A 15,409-nucleotide genomic window follows, 5' to 3' on the forward strand; every position below is an offset into this window, starting at 1 on the left:
AAACTTCAGCGCCCCTTTGCGGCAAACTCTGTGCAGGTTGTCTTGCCGTACAGGGCAGCGCCCCGACCGAAAACCAACGCGTAGCGACGGTTTCCCGTGCGGCGCGAATGCCTACACAGAGTTTGCCGCACAGGGCATGCGCCATTCGCTGGCGTGTGCCCCGGCGCGGGTGCGTGATGCGGGTGAGGCGCGTTTCAAAAGCGCTGGCGACTCACGCGAGCAAGAGTATCGAGGCCAGAACGACGGGGACGTGGAGAGCCCGTGGGTGGCAACACGGGCTGGCGGTGTGAGCGGCTTTCTTTTGCCTGCTTTTCTTTGCCGCTGCAAAGAAAAGTAGGTGCCGCCCCGCACAGGGGCAACGCTAATCAACCAGAGACAAGGAGCGGATGCCACCGCAAAAAGCAAACGCAAAACGCAAAACGCAAAACGCAAAACGCAAAACAAATACGCCAAAAGCCCGCGCCGCAAAGGCGCCCTCACAGAGCGACCAGCGAAAAAACACAAACCACATCGCCAGCCGCGCAGGCTAAAAAAGAGTCACTGCCCAGCAACAGTCATCCGCTCGATCAACACAGAGCCCGTCTGCTTGGTCCCGCGGACAATCGTGTCCGCCCCAATCGCGACGATATGCCGGAACATCTCCTGCAGCGTGCTTGCGACGGTGATTTCCTCGACGGGATATTGGATCTTGCCGTTTTCCACCCAGAACCCCGACGCGCCGCGCGAGTAATCGCCCGTCACGTAGTTGACGCCCTGCCCCATCAGTTCCGTCAGCAGCAGACCCGTGCCGAGCTTGCGCAGCATCTCCTCGAAGTCGTCCGACGCCTGAGTCAGCGAACTACGCAGCGACAGATTATGCGAGCCGCCTGCATTGCCCGTGGTCGGCATGCCGAGCTTGCGCGCCGAGTACGTCGACAGGAAGTAGCCTTCGACCACGCCGTCCTTCACCACGGAACGCTGCTTCGTGCGCACACCCTCTTCGTCGAATGGCGCGCTGCCCATCGCGCGCGGCACGTGCGGATCTTCGACCACCTGCACGTGCGGCGCGAATACCGGCTTGCCCAGGCTGTCGACGAGGAACGATGTCTTGCGATACAGCGCGCCGCCGCTCGTCGCCATGCACGAACGCGCCGAGCAGCCCCGCCGCGAGCGGCGCCTCGAACAGCACGGGCACTTTGCGCGTATCGAGGCCGCGCGCGCCCATGCGCGCCAGCGCGCGCTCGGCGGCGTAACGGCCGACGGCTTCCGGATCAGCCAGTTCGCCCGCGCTGCGCTTGGACGTGTACCAGTCGTCGCGCTGCATGTTGCGGCCGCTGCCTGCGATCGGCGCGCACGCCACGTAGTGGCGCGAATACGGATAACCGGCGAGAAAGCCGCGCGTCGTGCCGAGCACGAACTGCGAGTGCTGCGCCGATACGCTCGCGCCTTCCGAATTCTTGATCTGCGGGCTGACGGCGAATGCAGCGTCTTCCGCGCGGCGCGCGAGCTCGACGGCTTCGTCGGCTTCCAGATTCCACGGGTGATACAGATCCAGGTCGCGCGGCTCGGTTTCGAGCAGCTCTTCTTCGGCGAGGCCCGCGCAGTCGTCTTCCGCCGTGAACCGCGCGATGTTGTACGCGGCCATCACCGTGTCTTTCAGCGCATCGCGCGAAAAGTCGGACGTGCTCGCATTGCCGCGCTTGTTGCCGATGAACACCGTTACGCCGACCATCTTGTCGCGGTTGTGCTCGATCGTCTCGACTTCGCCGCGCCGCACGGAGACGGACAAGCCGTCGCCTTCGGAGATTTCAGTCGCCGCGTCGGTTGCGCCGAGCGACTTTGCGTGACGAAGAATGTCGGAGGCGATTTCCTTCAGTTCATCCTGCGTGTGCGGGAAAAAGCGTTGCCGGGCTTCCGTGTCTGCTGCCATTGTCGTTTGCCGTCCTGAGTTGCCGTGCGGTCCGGGCCGAAGCCCGCGAGAATTCGTCGGTCGATGCATGCTGCCATGCTCGATCTGGCATGTGCGCCGACGCATCCCGCGATCATAGCAAGCTCTTCGCTGGCGCACCTGGCATTCGCTACGGCGTCGCGCCGGCGCGGGCTGCGCGGGCGGTATGGCGCCTCGCTGGCCGCGCCCGGCACGCTACAATATCGCGCATGACACGCAAAACCCGCATTCAACCCATGGAACCCGCTGCCGTCGTCGACGAGAACGGGTACGACCGTCCCAGCAAATCGCAACTCAAGCGCGAAATGCACGCGTTGCAGGAGCTGGGCGTCGAGATCGTCGCGCTGCCGAAAGACGCGCTCAAGCGCATGCCGCTGCCCGAAGCGCTCGACGAAGCCGTGCGCGAAGCACGCCGCATCACCGACCACGAAGGCAAGCGCCGCCAGATGCAGTACGTCGGCAAGGTCATGCGCGGCCTGCTCGAGACCGAGGTTGCCGCGCTGCGCGAAGCACTCGACAAGTACAAGGGCGTCAACAAGGCCGAAACGGCGCGCATGCACTGGATCGAGCGCACGCGCGAGCAACTGCTCGCCGACGACGCCGCGCTGACGGAATTCATCCGCCGGCATCCCGCTGCCGATCCGCAGGAAGGCCGCACGCTGATCCGCAACGCACGCAAGGAAGCGCAGCAGAGCAAGCCGCCGCGCTACTTCCGCGAACTGTTCCAGTGGATCAAGACGGCAGCCGGCGCCACGGGCGACGAAGCCGACAGCGACGACTCCGACCATCCTGACGACCAGGACGACCACGATGACCACGATCACGATTCCCGCGCGTAATCATCCCGACGAGCTGATCGTCGGCCTCGTGTCGATCAGCGATCGCGCCAGCACGGGCGTCTATGAAGACAAGGGCATTCCGTCGCTGCAGGAATGGCTTGGCGGCGCGCTGAACTCGCCGTTTCGCACGGAAACGCGCCTGATCCAGGACGACGCGCGGACCATCACGAGGACGCTGATCGAACTGGTCGACGAAGCCGGCTGCGATCTCGTGCTGACGACGGGCGGCACGGGGCCGGCGCGCCGCGACGTGACGCCCGAAGCAACGCTTGCGGCGGGAACGAAGGAAATGCCCGGTTTCGGCGAACAGATGCGGCAGATCAGCCTGAATTTCGTGCCGACGGCGATCCTGTCGCGGCAGGTGGCCGTGATCCGCGAGACAGCGGAGCGCGCCGCGCTGATCATCAACCTGCCCGGTCAGCCGAAGTCGATCAAGGAAACACTGGAAGGTTTGCGCGATGAAGCCGGAAAGGTGACCGTGCCTGGCATTTTCGCCGCCGTGCCGTATTGCATCGACCTGATCGGCGGCCCGTACATCGAGACGAACACTGCCGTGGTGGCGGCGTTCCGGCCGAAGAGCGCCGTGCGCGCTCCACGGCAAGGCTGATTACTTCGCCGCCGCGTCGCTGGCGGGCGCGCTCGCTGACGGGATCAGGAAATGCTCGCGGTAGTACCGCAGTTCATCGATGGATTCATGGATGTCAGCAAGCGCCGTGTGCATCGCGCGCTTCTGAAAACCTTTGTAGATCGCGGGCTGCCAGCGGCGGCACAGTTCCTTCAGCGTGCTGACGTCGAGGTTGCGGTAATGGAAGAACGTTTCCAGTTCGGGCATCCAGCGCGCCATGAAACGGCGGTCCTGACAGATCGAGTTGCCGCACATCGGCGACTTGCCGGGTGGCACGTGCTGGCCGAGAAACGCGCGGATCTGTTCCGTGGCACTCGCTTCCGTCACCGTCGACGCGCGCACACGGTCGATCAGCCCCGAACGGCCGTGCGTGTTCCTGTTCCAGTCGTCCATTTTGGCGAGCGTTTCGTCGCTTTGATGAATCGCGAGCACGGGGCCTTCCACCACTTTATCGAGCGTCGAATTGGTCACGACGACGGCGATCTCGATGATGCGGTCGTTGTCGGGATCGAGGCCCGTCATTTCCATGTCCAGCCAGACGAGATTCATGTCGCTGCGCACGAGCGGCTGATCGACGGATTCGATAATGTCAGTCATTGAAGGCAACCTTAATGGAGACGACGCGGGCGTGGCCGCCGGGCCTCGCCCGCCGCATGCCGATGATGGCGCGCTCCCGCCCCCAGGCGGGAACAAACATATAATTCTCGCATAGAACCTACGGATTCCCCGGATGCCTACTCTGTACTTCACCGTTCTGTTCGTGATCGCCATCGTGGCCATGGTCGGCACGAAGCTCTGGCTCGCGTCGCGGCAGATCCGCTTCGTTGCGGCGCACCGTGACAGCGTGCCGCCGCAGTTCTCGGGCACGATCCCCCTCACCGCGCACCAACGCGCCGCCGACTACACCGTCGAGCGCACGCGGCTGACGATGATCGAGATCGTCGTCGGCGCGGCCGTGCTGGTCGCGCTCACGCTGCTGGGCGGCGTGCAGGCGCTCGAGATCGCGATCGGCGGCTGGCTCGGCCACGGCTACATCGGACAAATCGCGCTGGTCGCGGCCGTGATCGCAATCACCAGCGTGATCGACCTGCCGTTCGACTATTACCGCCAGTTCGTGATCGAACAGCGCTTCGGCTTCAACCGGATGACGAAGCGTATCTTCGTCGTCGACCGCGTCAAGGGCGTGCTGCTCGGCGCCGCGTTCGGCCTGCCGCTGCTGTTCGTCGTGCTGTGGCTGATGAACCAGGCGGGCACGTACTGGTGGTGGTGGACGTGGGTGGTGTGGGTCGTGTTCCAGATGCTCGTGCTGATCCTCTATCCGAGCTTCATCGCGCCGCTCTTCAACAAGTTCGAGCCGCTGAAGGACGAAGCGCTGGTGCATCGCATCGACGCGCTGATGAAGCGCTGCGGCTTCGCGGCCAAGGGCCTGTTCGTGATGGACGGCAGCCGCCGCTCCGCGCACGGCAACGCGTACTTCACGGGCTTCGGCTCGTCCAAGCGGATCGTGTTCTTCGATACGCTGCTGTCGCGCCTGTCGGGCAGCGAGATCGAAGCCGTGCTCGCGCACGAGCTCGGCCATTTCAAGCGGCGCCACGTGATCAAGCGGATGATCGTCACATTCGCGCTCAGCCTCGCGATGCTCGCGCTGCTCGGCTTTCTCGCGCAGCGCACGTGGTTCTTCGAAGGCCTCGGCGTGCGTCCGTCGATGACGGGCAGCAACGACGGCCTCGCGCTCGTACTGTTCTTCCTCGCGGTGCCCGTGTTCCTGTTCTTCGTGACGCCGCTCGGCAGCCTCAGTTCGCGCAAGCACGAGTTCGAAGCCGACGCGTTCGCCGCGACGCAAACGGATGCCAAGGACCTCGTCAATGCGCTCGTCAAGCTGTACGAAGACAACGCGTCGACGCTCACGCCCGATCCCCTCTACACCGCGTTCTACTACTCGCACCCGCCCGCCTCGCAGCGGATCGACCGGCTGCTGCGTCACGCATGAGCGGCCGCTCGCCGAAAGCGCTGCGCGCCGCCGCCAGCGACCGCGCGCAGGAACGCGCACGCGGCCTCGTGATCGCCGCGCATGGGCGTCACTACATCGTCGCGCCCGAAGACGGCAGCGCCATGCTGCAATGCTTTCCGCGCGGCAAGCGCAGCGAGATCGCAGTCGGCGATCAGGTGCTGTACGAACTGACTTCCGCCGATCAGGGCGTGATCGTCGAGATCGGCGAGCGGCGCAATCTGCTCTATCGCTCGGATCAATACAAGTCGAAGCTGTTCGCGGCCAATCTCGATCAGCTGCTGATCGTACTCGCCACCGAGCCGCATTTCAGCGAGGATCTGCTCGGCCGCGCGCTCGTCGCCGCCGAAGAGAACGAGCTGAAGCCGCTGATCGTGCTGAACAAGATCGACGTCGAGGCGGCGCTGCCGCTTGCGCGCAAGCGGCTCGAACTGTATCGCGGGCTCGGTTACACGGTGCTCGAAGTGTCGATCAAGGCGCAGCCCGATGCCGCGCGCGCAACGCTCGAAGCCCATCTGCGCGGCCATTCGACGCTGCTGCTCGGCCAGTCCGGCATGGGCAAATCGACGCTCGTCAATCTGCTGATCCCCGATGCCGAAGTCGCGACACGCGAAATCTCGACTGCGCTCAACAGCGGCCGCCATACGACCACGTTCACGCGCCTCTATCCGCTTCCGGGTGGTGAAGGCGCGCTGATCGACTCGCCGGGCTTTCAGGAATTCGGCCTGCATCATCTGACGGAGGGCAAGCTCGAACGCGCGTTTCCGGAATTCAGGCCGCTGCTGCCGAATTGCCGGTTCTATAACTGCCATCATCTGCACGAGCCGGGCTGCGCGATTCTCGAAGCCGTCGACGAAGGGCGCATCGCCAAAGAACGGCATGCGCTCTATACGCAGCTCGTGCACGAGGCCAGCCAGATCGTCCGCTGAAGGTGACCATGATGAAGCTGATGCGCGCGCCCAATGTCGTGATCGGGCAGCATTGGGTCAATCTGCTGGCGGCAGCGGGCATCGCTTGCGAATTGCATAACCGCTACCTGAGCGGGGCGATCGGCGAGATTCCGGCCGATCAATGCGCGCCGGAGTTGTGGCTCGTCGACGAACGCGACGAAGCGCTGGCGAGGCGCTTGATCGATGCGGCGCGCAGCGGTCCTGCCACCGATGCGCCGAAGTGGCGCTGTGCACAGTGCGGCGAAATGCTCGAAGCGCAATTCACCGTGTGCTGGAATTGCGGGACAGCGCGTGATCCGCTGAGCGATTGATGTCGCTTCGGCTTGTTTCGGATTATCAGGCGAGCCAGACAGCGATCGTCAGCATCAGCAGCAGGATCATCCACAGAATGACGGCGCGCCACACGAGGCCCACTGCCGATTGCAGCGTGCGCGGCGTGCAGTCGTCGCCGACGGGCATCGGGCCGCCGTCGCCCGTTGCAGCGCATCGAGCTGGACACTTCCGCGAGCGGCCCCGCGAGACGCGCGCCCAGCGCGCCGCTGCCGGCCGCAAGCAAGACGCCGTCGTTCGGGTCAGGCCATTGACGGGCGTGATTGCGCCATGCGTAGATCGCGTCCTCGAAATTGCCGACGATCGCAAAGCCCAGCGAGGTCAAACGCGCCGGAATCCAGTCGATCACGAAGAACGCGCGCTGCGCGAAGTTGGAGAACGCGACGGTCCGGTCGTCGGCGGGCCTGGACCACGAGCGCGCGAGATATTCGGCCGTGCGATACAGCACCGCGCCCGCCGGCCCGACGGGGATCAGGAACCAGAAGAACACGCCGAACACATGCCGATGCGAGGCAACCACGGCATGGATCAACGTATGGCGCACGATCTCGCTGACGGGCATGTCGACGGTATCGATGCCCGTCCATTCGTTGAGAATTTCGCGGGCGCGCGGGACGTCGTCGTTGTTCAGCGACAGATGGATATCGGTGAAGTAATGGCTGAACTGGCGGAACCCGAGCGTAAAGTACAGCACGGCGACGTTCCACAGGAACGCCAGCGCGAAGTGAATCTCGTAAAGCACGTAGTAGACGAGCCCGACAACCAGCGTCCACGGCAGCACGACCACGAGCCACGCGAGAAAGCCGTGCTTTTCCTTGCCGGCGTCGAAGCCGTGCGCCGTCGATTCCGCATGGTATTGAAGGAGCGCCGACACCGGGTTGTTCGGCGACAGCGCGCGCACCTGTTCGAGGATGAGGGCCAACAATACGGAGAAAAAAGTCATGCGAGACGCCGTGCTATTCGAGTTCTTGCCGAGCGGATGGGTGTTGCCGTGCTATCGGAAATGGACATTACGATAGCACAGGGTCGGATGAGCCTGAGTGGCTCCAATCGAAACGTAATGCAGCGAAACCGGGTGACTTTTAGCGCCACCGGGCGTCAGGCGGCGAGGAAGCGATAGAAATTGCGCAACATGCCCGCCGTTGCGCCCCAGATGAAGTAATGGCCAGCCGCTTCGCCGCTCGGATAAGGCATTGCAAAAAAACGACGCTCACCGCCTTCCCAGCTCAGGACGCGAATCTCATGATTGCTCGGGTCCATCAGAAAGCGCAGCGGCACTTCGAAGATTTCGGCCACTTCAAACGTGTCTGCCTGCACGGTGAACGGCGGATGCACCAGCCCGACAACGGGCGTGACACGAAAGCCGGTGCCCGTCAGATATTCCGGCAGCGCGCCGAGCACTTCAACGCGAGACGGATCGAGACCGACTTCTTCCTGTGCTTCGCGCAGCGCCGTGGCGGTCGCGTCGGCGTCAGTCGGCTCGTGGCGCCCGCCGGGAAAGCTGACCTGCCCCGCATGATCGTTCAGATGCGCCGTGCGCTGCGTCAGCAACACCGTCACCTCGTCTTCGCGCACGACCAGCGGCACCAGCACCGCCGCGACACGCGGGTCGCCCGTCTCGCGCCAACGGACCTCGCGCGTTTCCTGCTCCCACGAGAGATTCTGCGTGAAGCGCGCGCGCACGCCGTCCGGCGTCAATCGCGCGGGCGCGACGGCGGGCAGCTCGATTTCGGGCGCCTCGACGGGCAAGGCTTCGGGATCAAAAACTGGACGGGACGGACGTGAGGGTGCGGTCAATGGAAATCTCGAGACGAGCGCGAGTGGAACGAAGCGATATTTTGACCTGGCAAACAAAAAAGCACCCGTGACGGGTGCTTTTTCTTACAGCTTTTACGCTTGAGCAGCGCGGTCTTTCGACACGAGCTTTTCTTTGATTCGAGCGGACTTGCCCGAACGCTCGCGCAGATAGTACAGCTTTGCACGGCGCACATCGCCACGACGCTTGACGACGATGCTGGCCAGCAGCGGCGAATACGTCTGGAACGTACGCTCGACGCCTTCGCCCGACGAAATCTTGCGGACGATGAACGACGAGTTGAGGCCACGGTTACGCTTCGCGATCACGACGCCTTCGTAAGCCTGAACGCGCTTGCGGTTACCTTCAACCACGTTGACGCTCACCACGACCGTATCGCCGGGTGCGAATTCGGGAATGGTCTTGCCTGCGAGCGCGCGCTCGATTTCTTCCTGCTCAAGTTTTGCAATCAGATTCATCACTGACTCCTGGTGCCATCTTGTCGGCGTTCGTACCTGCTTTGCGCTTCGCGCTCGGCTACGGCCCCGATAGAGGATGGATTCACATCTGGAGCCGGCCACGCATGGACGACTCCGCCTGATTCCCGCTTCGTCGCGCGAAGCTCAATGCTTCGACGCTTCCTTGGCGAGACTTGCGAGCCATGCCTCGTCAGCACGGCTCAACAACTTGTTCTTGCGCGCCCGATCGATCAGATCCGGCCGCTTGACGAGCGTATTGCGCAACGCCTCGCGCCGCCGCCACTGCTCGATTTCCGCATGATGGCCGCCGAGCAGCACATCCGGCACACGCACGCCGTCGTACTCTTCGGGGCGCGTGTAGTGCGGACAATCCAGCAAGCCATCGACGAAACTGTCCTGCACGGCTGATTGCGCATCGTTCAGCACGCCCGGAAGATGACGCACGACGGCATCGATCAACGCCATGGCCGGCAGCTCCCCACCCGACAGCACGAAGTCACCGATGCTGACTTCTTCGTCGACGACGCGGTCGATCAGACGTTGATCGATCGCTTCATAGCGGCCGCACAGCAAAATCAGACCGGGTTCTGCGGCAAACCGCATCACTTTGTCATGATTCAGCGTGGCGCCTTGCGGCGACATCATGACGACGCGCGCGCCGCCGATGCCCCGCTCCGCCTGCGCCGCCTTCGCGGCATTGATCGCGTCTTCCAGCGGTTTGGCCAGCATCACCATGCCGGGGCCGCCGCCATAAGGACGATCGTCGATCGTGCGGTAGTTGTCGGTGGTGAAATCGCGTGGATTCCACGTACGCAACCCGTAACGCTCCTGCTTCGCCGCGCGGCTCGTGATACCCCAGTCGGTCAGCGCGCGAAACATTTCAGGAAAGAGCGTGACGATATCGAACTGCATCACTCTCTCCGTGAAGCGAACGTTTTAGTAATCGGCTTCCCAGTCGACGACGATTTTCTTCGCCGCCAGATCCACCGTTTTGACATAGACGCCGACAAACGGGATCAGCCGCTCGCCGGTAACCGGCTTGCCGTCTTTGCCCGTAGCCGCATACTCGATGCGCAACACCGACTGCGCACCGTTGTCGATCAGATCCGCTACTTTGCCGAGCTCAACGCCGGCCTCGTTGACAACATCGAGACCGAGCAGATCGACCCAGTAATATTCGTCGGTTCCGAGCGCAGGGAAATCGCTGCGGCACACGTAGACGCGGTAACCGCGTAGCGCTAGCGCTTCATCACGGTCGGCCGGGCCGCCCAGATGCGCAACGATACTGTCGCCATGAACCTTCGCCTGCAGGCGGGCCGCCGATTTACGCTCGCGGCCGTTTTCGAGCCACCAGCGCCTGGCGCTGAGCAAGGCGTCGCCGCCCTGGCCGGCGTCCGCGTGCGCGGCCACCTTCACCCAACCTTTAAGTCCGTATGCATCGACGATCGCGCCGACTTCGACTGCGTCGTCAGGCCAGCTTTCCGCCGATTCAGCACGCATTTCCTGCGCGGCTGGTGCCTTTTGGGCATCTGCGGCAGGCCGTTCGACCGGCTTACGCACAAACGCGCCGAATGACGCTCGCGCTGCCGACTGCGTCTTCGCGCGACCTGAACTGCCCGAATCACGCTCCGACATCAGCGAACCTCACCTGCATACGTCAAACCCGTACACCCGAAGCTCGCGCAGAACCGCTGCCGCACGAGCCGACGATGCACCTTGATACTGCATTTACGCAGCCGGCTGCGCCTTTTGCGCTTCCTTCACCAGACGCTGGACGGTCGGCGACAGTTGCGCGCCAACGCCTTGCCAGTACGTCAGGCGGTCTTGAGCGATACGCAGCGACTCACCCTTCGTGGCGACCGGGTTGTAGAAGCCGACGCGCTCGATGAAGCGGCCGTCACGACGGCTGCGCGAATCGGTTGCGACGATGTTGTAGAACGGGCGCTTCTTCGAGCCGCCACGAGCCAAGCGGATGATGACCATACTAGAATCCTTGAAAACCGGGGTTCGAAACTACTGAAACACGCGATTATATCCCGAAACCGGATGCACAACAAACACTTGGCGGGATAAAGCACAGAACGGCGGCGCAGCGGGAGATCGAAAGTGCTCGGCCCGACCGCGAAAGCAGGCCGCGCGACGGGCCCGACAGCGGCATGCGGCGCCCGCGACCGGGTTTCCGTTCGCTGCGCGCGATAGCGTCGCGCGGTTGCCACGCCGTCTCGTTTCCGCCTGCGACACTGACTGCACTTCGCGCATGCATCGCGTGCCGCGCTTGCTGTCCACGCTTGCCCGAATGCCAGCATAACCGCGGGCACGTGCCGCGTCCGACACGGGCGGCGTAGAATGCGCGTCGGCTGTGCGCGGCGCGCGCGGCCATCTAATGCAGTCCGCGCAGTCCGTTCCAGTCTGTCATCCTGTCGCTCATGTTCATGGCCACCGTCGCTACGCACAACTCGCGCTTTCGTTCCAAGACACTGACCGCCGCGCTCGCGCTTTTCTTCGGGACGCTCGGCGCGCATCGCTTCTACCTGTATGGATCGCGCGACGTGTGGGGCTGGGCGCACCTCGTCGGAACGATTGTAGGCATTCCGGGCTTCATGTTGCTCGTTGCAACTGAACGCACGTCGATGACGGGCTGGCTGCTGGCGTTTCCCGGGGCCGTCTCGATGCTCGCCGCCTTTCTAGCAGCACTCGTCTACGGGCTGCGCCCCGACGACAAATGGGACGCCCAGTTCAACACGAGGACCGAACGCCGCAGCCGCTCGGGCTGGACTGTCATCTTCATCGTGATTTTTTCGCTGCTGATCGGCGCGTTCCTGCTAATGACCGGGCTCGCGCTGTCTTTTCAGACCTATTTCGAATCTCAAGTCCAGGCCGCAAAAGCGATCTCCCAATAATTGCAGCGATTACCCGCGAGCCGCTCAAAACAGGCTGAGTTGCGTCGTATCGGGCACGGTCGGCTTGAGCGGCTCCACGCGTTTGAAATGCGACATGTCGAGGATGCCGTGGTTGCGCGCATTCAGGCCCAGCCGCCGCGCCGCGTTCGCAAAGCGTTGTCTTAGCAGGTCGGCCCATAGACCTTCGCCCTTCATCCGCGTCGCAAACGACGCGTCGTAATCCTTGCCGCCGCGCATGTCACGCACACGATTCATCACGCGCTCGGCCCGATCGGGAAAGTGCGCTTCCAGCCATCCTTTGAACAGCGGCGCGACTTCCCAAGGCAAACGCAACACGATATAGCTCGCGCTCGTCGCGCCCGCTTCCGCGCAGGCCTCGAGCACGCGCTCCATGTCCTGGTCCGTGACAAACGGGATGACGGGCGCAATGCTGACACCCACAGGTATGCCTGCTTCGCTCAGCGCGCGGATCGTTCTGAGCCGCCGTGCAGGCGTCGCGGCGCGAGGCTCGAGTGTGCGGGCGATGTCGGCGTCCAGCGTCGTCACAGTGATCGCCGCCATCGTCAGCCCTTTTTCGGCCATCGGCGCGAGCAGATCGATGTCGCGCTCGATCAGCGAATTTTTCGTGATCGCGGCGAATGGCTGGTTGTGCTCGCTCATCACCTGGATCACGCGCCGCGTTAACTGCCGATCGCGTTCGACGGGCTGCCACGCGTCCGTATTCACGCCAAGCGCGATCGGTTCCGGCAAATAGGATTTCTTCGCCATCTCACGCGCAAGCAACTCGGGTGCGTTCACTTTCGCGTAGATCCGGCTTTCGAAATCGAGTCCCGGAGACAACCCGAGATAGCTGTGCGTCGGCCGTGCGAAACAGTAGATGCAGCCATGCTCACAACCGCGATACGGATTCAGCGACACGCTGAAAGGAATATCCGGCGACTGGTTATGCGTGAGAATGCTCTTTGCGCGTTCCTCGAACACCTGCGTGCGCAGCGCCGGACGGCCGCACTCTTCTTCCGATGACGCGACCCAGCCATCGTCCACCGTTTCGCGCTGGTCAACTTCGTAGCGGCCCTGCAGGTTCGTGACCGCACCCCGCCCTTTGCGGGGAGCGGGCGGCGCGATCGGATATTCGGGAATATTTCGGTCGGAGTCGGTCACGGTTTGACGTCAAAAGCAGCGCTGAATACTGTACAAATATACAGTGTTTATGGCTTTTGTCGAGCGTGACTTTCAGGGTCGGTTCTATCTTTATGGACACCCGCGGGCACAGCCCACCGGGTCATTCGGCGACCGCAATCGTCAGCGTTTCCTTGATTTCTTCCATCACGACATAGCTCTTCGACTGCACTGCGCCCGGCAGTTGGAGCAGGATGTCACCGAGCAGCTTGCGATAGTCGGCCATTTCGCCGATGCGCGCCTTGATCAGATAGTCGAAATCGCCCGAGACGAGATGACATTCGAGCACTTCGGGAATCTTCTGCACCTCGCGCCGGAACTGGTCGAACATGTTGCCGCTCTTGTGGTCGAGCGTGATCTCGACGAACACCAGCAGCGCGGCGCCGAGTTCCGCCGGGTTGACGCGCGCGTGATAGCCGGTGATGACGCCGTCGCGCTCCATCCGTTTGACGCGCTCGATGCACGGCGTCACCGACAGACCCACCTGTTCGGCAAGTTCCTTCATGGCGATCCGCCCGTCGTTCTGAAGGATTTTCAGGATCTTGTGATCGAGTTTGTCGAGCGCCCGGACCGGGTGACGTTGTGTACGCATGGTTTCTACTGAAAATCAAAAAAATACGATAACAAAACCTACCCGGACACAAATAGTATAGCGGATAACACTGGGCAACCGGCCTAACGCCTCGTTAATCGAACAAAATCACGAAAAACGAGGCTTCCCAGCACGCCGCGAGCCTTCGACCTTTACTGGAGCAGCTATGCGAGTCGTCGTTTTGGGCAGTGGCGTCGTTGGGGTAACGAGCGCCTATTATCTTGCGCGCGCGGGTCACGAAGTCACCGTGATCGACCGCGAAGCGGGTCCCGCGCTCGAAACGAGCTTTGCCAACGCCGGCCAGATCTCGCCGGGCTATGCGGCGCCGTGGGCCGCGCCGGGCGTGCCGCTGAAGGCCGTCAAATGGATGTTCCAGAAGCACGCACCGCTCGCCGTCCGGCTCGACGGCACGCAATTTCAGCTCAAATGGATGTGGCAAATGCTGCAAAACTGCACGTCCGAGCGCTACGCCGTCAACAAGGGCCGCATGGTGCGCCTTGCCGAGTACAGCCGCGACTGTCTGCAGGCGCTGCGGTCCGAAACGGGCATCCAGTACGAAGGGCGCACGGGCGGCACGCTCCAGCTGTTCCGCACGCAGCAGCAACTCGACGGCGCGGCGAAGGACATCGCCGTGCTCGAAGAAGCGAACGTGCCGTACGAACTGCTGATGCCCGACGATCTCGCGCGCGCCGAGCCGGCGCTCGCCGCGACGTCGCACAAGCTGACGGGCGGCCTGCGCCTGCCAGGCGACGAAACGGGCGACTGCCAGCTGTTCACGACGCGCCTCGCCGCGCTTGCCGAACAACTGGGCGTCAAGTTCCGCTACAACACGCCAATCGACGCGCTCGTGACGGAAGGCGACCGCATCGCCGGCGTCAAGTGCGGCAACGAGATGGTGCGGGCGGACAGCTTCGTCGTCGCGCTGGGCTCCCACTCGACGAAGTTCCTCGCGGACATCGTTAAAATCCCCGTCTATCCGCTCAAGGGCTATTCGATCACGGCGCCCATCGTCAACGCGGACGCCGCACCCGTCTCGACGGTGCTCGACGAGACGTACAAGATCGCGATCACGCGTTTTGACAACCGCATCCGCGTCGGCGGCATGGCCGAGATCGTCGGCTTCGACAAGACGCTGAAGCAGGCACGCCGCGAAACGCTCGAAATGTGCGTGAACGATCTGTTCCCCGGCGGCGGCGACACGTCGCAGGCGACGTTCTGGACGGGCTTGCGTCCGATGACGCCGGACGGCACGCCGATCGTCGGCCGCACGCCTGTGTCGAACCTGTTCCTCAACACGGGACATGGCACGCTGGGCTGGACGATGTCGTGCGGCTCGGGTCAATTGCTCGCCGATCTCATTTCGGGCAAACGCCCGGCGATCCAGTCGGGCGATCTGTCGGTCCATCGCTACCTCGGCGAGACGGTGGGTCAGACGCGCCCGGCTTATGCCTGAGCGGCTCTGAACGTTTGTCGATGCAACAACGGCGCCTGAGGGCGCCGTTGTCGTTTGTTGCATCCCGTCTGAATGCTGCAGGCGCTTGCTGGGATCAGAACTGTTCTTCCGACAACGCAAGCACGCCTTCGGCGCCCTTCGCGCTGGCGATCGACGCCTCGAGCGCCACCGCCTGCGGCAGCACATGCTCCGCGAAGAACTGCGCCGTCGCAATCTTGGCGCCATAGAACGACGGGTCATCCGCCTGCTTGCGTTGCGCCGCGAGCATCGCGCGCGCCATCTGCCAGCCGCCCAGCACGGTCCCCGCCAGCTTCAGATACGGCACGCTACCC

At 63.3% G+C, this 15,409-nt stretch carries 16 protein-coding genes and 2 pseudogenes; 7 read left to right on the plus strand and 11 right to left on the minus strand.

Annotated elements, in window-relative coordinates:
- Positions 1 to 537: 537 nt before the first annotated feature.
- A pseudogene (pmbA, locus tag H3V53_RS39965) lies at positions 538 to 1,909 on the minus strand (metalloprotease PmbA).
- 227 nt (positions 1,910 to 2,136) lie between these two features.
- Between pmbA and yjgA the strand changes: the two are divergent.
- Together yjgA and mog are read left to right on the plus strand one after the other, a co-directional pair.
- Positions 2,137 to 2,766 carry a ribosome biogenesis factor YjgA gene (gene yjgA / locus H3V53_RS39970; protein ID WP_336602533.1) on the plus strand — a complete coding sequence of 210 codons (630 nt, stop codon included), beginning with the start codon at positions 2,137 to 2,139 and terminating at the stop codon, positions 2,764 to 2,766.
- Complete coding sequence (gene mog / locus H3V53_RS39975; RefSeq protein ID WP_336602534.1) at positions 2,738 to 3,373, plus strand: molybdopterin adenylyltransferase; 636 nt, start codon at positions 2,738 to 2,740, stop codon at positions 3,371 to 3,373. The genes yjgA and mog overlap by 29 nt, the downstream gene beginning before the upstream one ends.
- Here the strand turns inward: mog and orn are convergent, their stop codons facing one another.
- Positions 3,374 to 3,988 (minus strand): oligoribonuclease, encoded by a 615-nt coding sequence (gene orn, locus H3V53_RS39980; protein ID WP_336602535.1) that lies wholly within the window; start codon positions 3,986 to 3,988, stop codon positions 3,374 to 3,376. It abuts the gene before it with no gap.
- Positions 3,989 to 4,121: 133 nt separating this feature from the next.
- On the opposite strand from orn, the gene H3V53_RS39985 reads away from it, so the two are divergent.
- The 3 genes from H3V53_RS39985 to H3V53_RS39995 are packed head-to-tail and all read left to right on the plus strand — an operon-like array spanning position 4,122 to position 6,660.
- Complete coding sequence (locus tag H3V53_RS39985) at positions 4,122 to 5,381, plus strand: M48 family metallopeptidase (RefSeq protein WP_336602536.1); 1,260 nt, start codon at positions 4,122 to 4,124, stop codon at positions 5,379 to 5,381.
- Positions 5,378 to 6,328, plus strand: a complete 951-nt coding sequence (rsgA, locus tag H3V53_RS39990) for a ribosome small subunit-dependent GTPase A (RefSeq protein ID WP_336602537.1) — start codon at positions 5,378 to 5,380, stop codon at positions 6,326 to 6,328. The genes H3V53_RS39985 and rsgA overlap by 4 nt, the downstream gene beginning before the upstream one ends.
- A gap of 11 nt (positions 6,329 to 6,339) precedes the next feature.
- Complete coding sequence (locus tag H3V53_RS39995) at positions 6,340 to 6,660, plus strand: putative signal transducing protein (RefSeq protein WP_054925064.1); 321 nt, start codon at positions 6,340 to 6,342, stop codon at positions 6,658 to 6,660.
- A 25-nt stretch (positions 6,661 to 6,685) separates the two neighbouring features.
- Here the strand turns inward: H3V53_RS39995 and H3V53_RS40000 are convergent.
- The 6 genes and pseudogenes from H3V53_RS40000 to rpsP form a co-directional block, all read right to left on the minus strand.
- Positions 6,686 to 7,622, minus strand: a pseudogene (locus H3V53_RS40000) (CobD/CbiB family protein).
- A 155-nt stretch (positions 7,623 to 7,777) separates the two neighbouring features.
- Positions 7,778 to 8,476, minus strand: a complete 699-nt coding sequence (locus H3V53_RS40005) for a CoA pyrophosphatase (protein ID WP_336602538.1) — start codon at positions 8,474 to 8,476, stop codon at positions 7,778 to 7,780.
- 93 nt (positions 8,477 to 8,569) lie between these two features.
- Entirely contained in the window at positions 8,570 to 8,953 is a 384-nt protein-coding gene (gene rplS, locus H3V53_RS40010; RefSeq protein ID WP_054925058.1) for a 50S ribosomal protein L19, read from the minus strand.
- Positions 8,954 to 9,097: 144 nt separating this feature from the next.
- Positions 9,098 to 9,865, minus strand: a complete 768-nt coding sequence (gene trmD / locus H3V53_RS40015) for a tRNA (guanosine(37)-N1)-methyltransferase TrmD (protein WP_336602539.1) — start codon at positions 9,863 to 9,865, stop codon at positions 9,098 to 9,100.
- A gap of 24 nt (positions 9,866 to 9,889) precedes the next feature.
- Positions 9,890 to 10,588, minus strand: coding sequence for a ribosome maturation factor RimM (rimM, locus tag H3V53_RS40020; RefSeq protein WP_336602540.1), 699 nt, complete (start codon positions 10,586 to 10,588; stop codon positions 9,890 to 9,892).
- A 93-nt stretch (positions 10,589 to 10,681) separates the two neighbouring features.
- Positions 10,682 to 10,936 carry a 30S ribosomal protein S16 gene (gene rpsP / locus H3V53_RS40025; protein WP_012400178.1) on the minus strand — a complete coding sequence of 85 codons (255 nt, stop codon included), beginning with the start codon at positions 10,934 to 10,936 and terminating at the stop codon, positions 10,682 to 10,684.
- Positions 10,937 to 11,385: 449 nt separating this feature from the next.
- Between rpsP and H3V53_RS40030 the strand changes: the two genes are divergently transcribed.
- A complete protein-coding gene (locus tag H3V53_RS40030) occupies positions 11,386 to 11,853 on the plus strand; it encodes a TM2 domain-containing protein (protein WP_336602541.1) in 468 nt (155 codons plus the stop codon).
- Positions 11,854 to 11,877: 24 nt separating this feature from the next.
- On the opposite strand, the gene H3V53_RS40035 is transcribed toward H3V53_RS40030, so the two are convergent.
- Positions 11,878 to 13,014, minus strand: a complete 1,137-nt coding sequence (locus tag H3V53_RS40035; protein ID WP_336602542.1) for a PA0069 family radical SAM protein — start codon at positions 13,012 to 13,014, stop codon at positions 11,878 to 11,880.
- 121 nt (positions 13,015 to 13,135) lie between these two features.
- Complete coding sequence (locus H3V53_RS40040; protein ID WP_054925062.1) at positions 13,136 to 13,624, minus strand: Lrp/AsnC ligand binding domain-containing protein; 489 nt, start codon at positions 13,622 to 13,624, stop codon at positions 13,136 to 13,138.
- Positions 13,625 to 13,790: 166 nt separating this feature from the next.
- Here H3V53_RS40040 and H3V53_RS40045 point away from each other — a divergent pair, with 166 nt between their 5' ends.
- Positions 13,791 to 15,077 (plus strand): D-amino acid dehydrogenase, encoded by a 1,287-nt coding sequence (locus H3V53_RS40045; RefSeq protein ID WP_336602543.1) that lies wholly within the window; start codon positions 13,791 to 13,793, stop codon positions 15,075 to 15,077.
- A 94-nt stretch (positions 15,078 to 15,171) separates the two neighbouring features.
- On the opposite strand, the gene H3V53_RS40050 is transcribed toward H3V53_RS40045, so the two are convergent.
- The coding region (locus tag H3V53_RS40050) for an acyl-CoA dehydrogenase C-terminal domain-containing protein (protein ID WP_336602544.1) at positions 15,172 to 15,409 on the minus strand (238 nt) is incomplete at its 5' end.

This window comes from Paraburkholderia bengalensis, from assembly GCF_037126505.1.
Taxonomy (GTDB): Bacteria; Pseudomonadota; Gammaproteobacteria; order Burkholderiales; family Burkholderiaceae; genus Paraburkholderia; species Paraburkholderia bengalensis.

Coding starts and splice junctions, on each gene's coding strand:
- yjgA (WP_336602533.1), top strand. CDS start 2,137: ATGACACGCAAAACCCGCATTCAACCCATGGAACCCGCTGCCGTCGTC.
- mog (WP_336602534.1), top strand. CDS start 2,738: ATGACCACGATCACGATTCCCGCGCGTAATCATCCCGACGAGCTGATC.
- orn (WP_336602535.1), bottom strand. CDS start 3,988: ATGACTGACATTATCGAATCCGTCGATCAGCCGCTCGTGCGCAGCGAC.
- H3V53_RS39985 (WP_336602536.1), top strand. CDS start 4,122: ATGCCTACTCTGTACTTCACCGTTCTGTTCGTGATCGCCATCGTGGCC.
- rsgA (WP_336602537.1), top strand. CDS start 5,378: ATGAGCGGCCGCTCGCCGAAAGCGCTGCGCGCCGCCGCCAGCGACCGC.
- H3V53_RS39995 (WP_054925064.1), top strand. CDS start 6,340: ATGAAGCTGATGCGCGCGCCCAATGTCGTGATCGGGCAGCATTGGGTC.
- rplS (WP_054925058.1), bottom strand. CDS start 8,953: ATGAATCTGATTGCAAAACTTGAGCAGGAAGAAATCGAGCGCGCGCTC.
- trmD (WP_336602539.1), bottom strand. CDS start 9,865: ATGCAGTTCGATATCGTCACGCTCTTTCCTGAAATGTTTCGCGCGCTG.
- rimM (WP_336602540.1), bottom strand. CDS start 10,588: ATGTCGGAGCGTGATTCGGGCAGTTCAGGTCGCGCGAAGACGCAGTCG.
- rpsP (WP_012400178.1), bottom strand. CDS start 10,936: ATGGTCATCATCCGCTTGGCTCGTGGCGGCTCGAAGAAGCGCCCGTTC.
- H3V53_RS40030 (WP_336602541.1), top strand. CDS start 11,386: ATGGCCACCGTCGCTACGCACAACTCGCGCTTTCGTTCCAAGACACTG.
- H3V53_RS40040 (WP_054925062.1), bottom strand. CDS start 13,624: ATGCGTACACAACGTCACCCGGTCCGGGCGCTCGACAAACTCGATCAC.
- H3V53_RS40045 (WP_336602543.1), top strand. CDS start 13,791: ATGCGAGTCGTCGTTTTGGGCAGTGGCGTCGTTGGGGTAACGAGCGCC.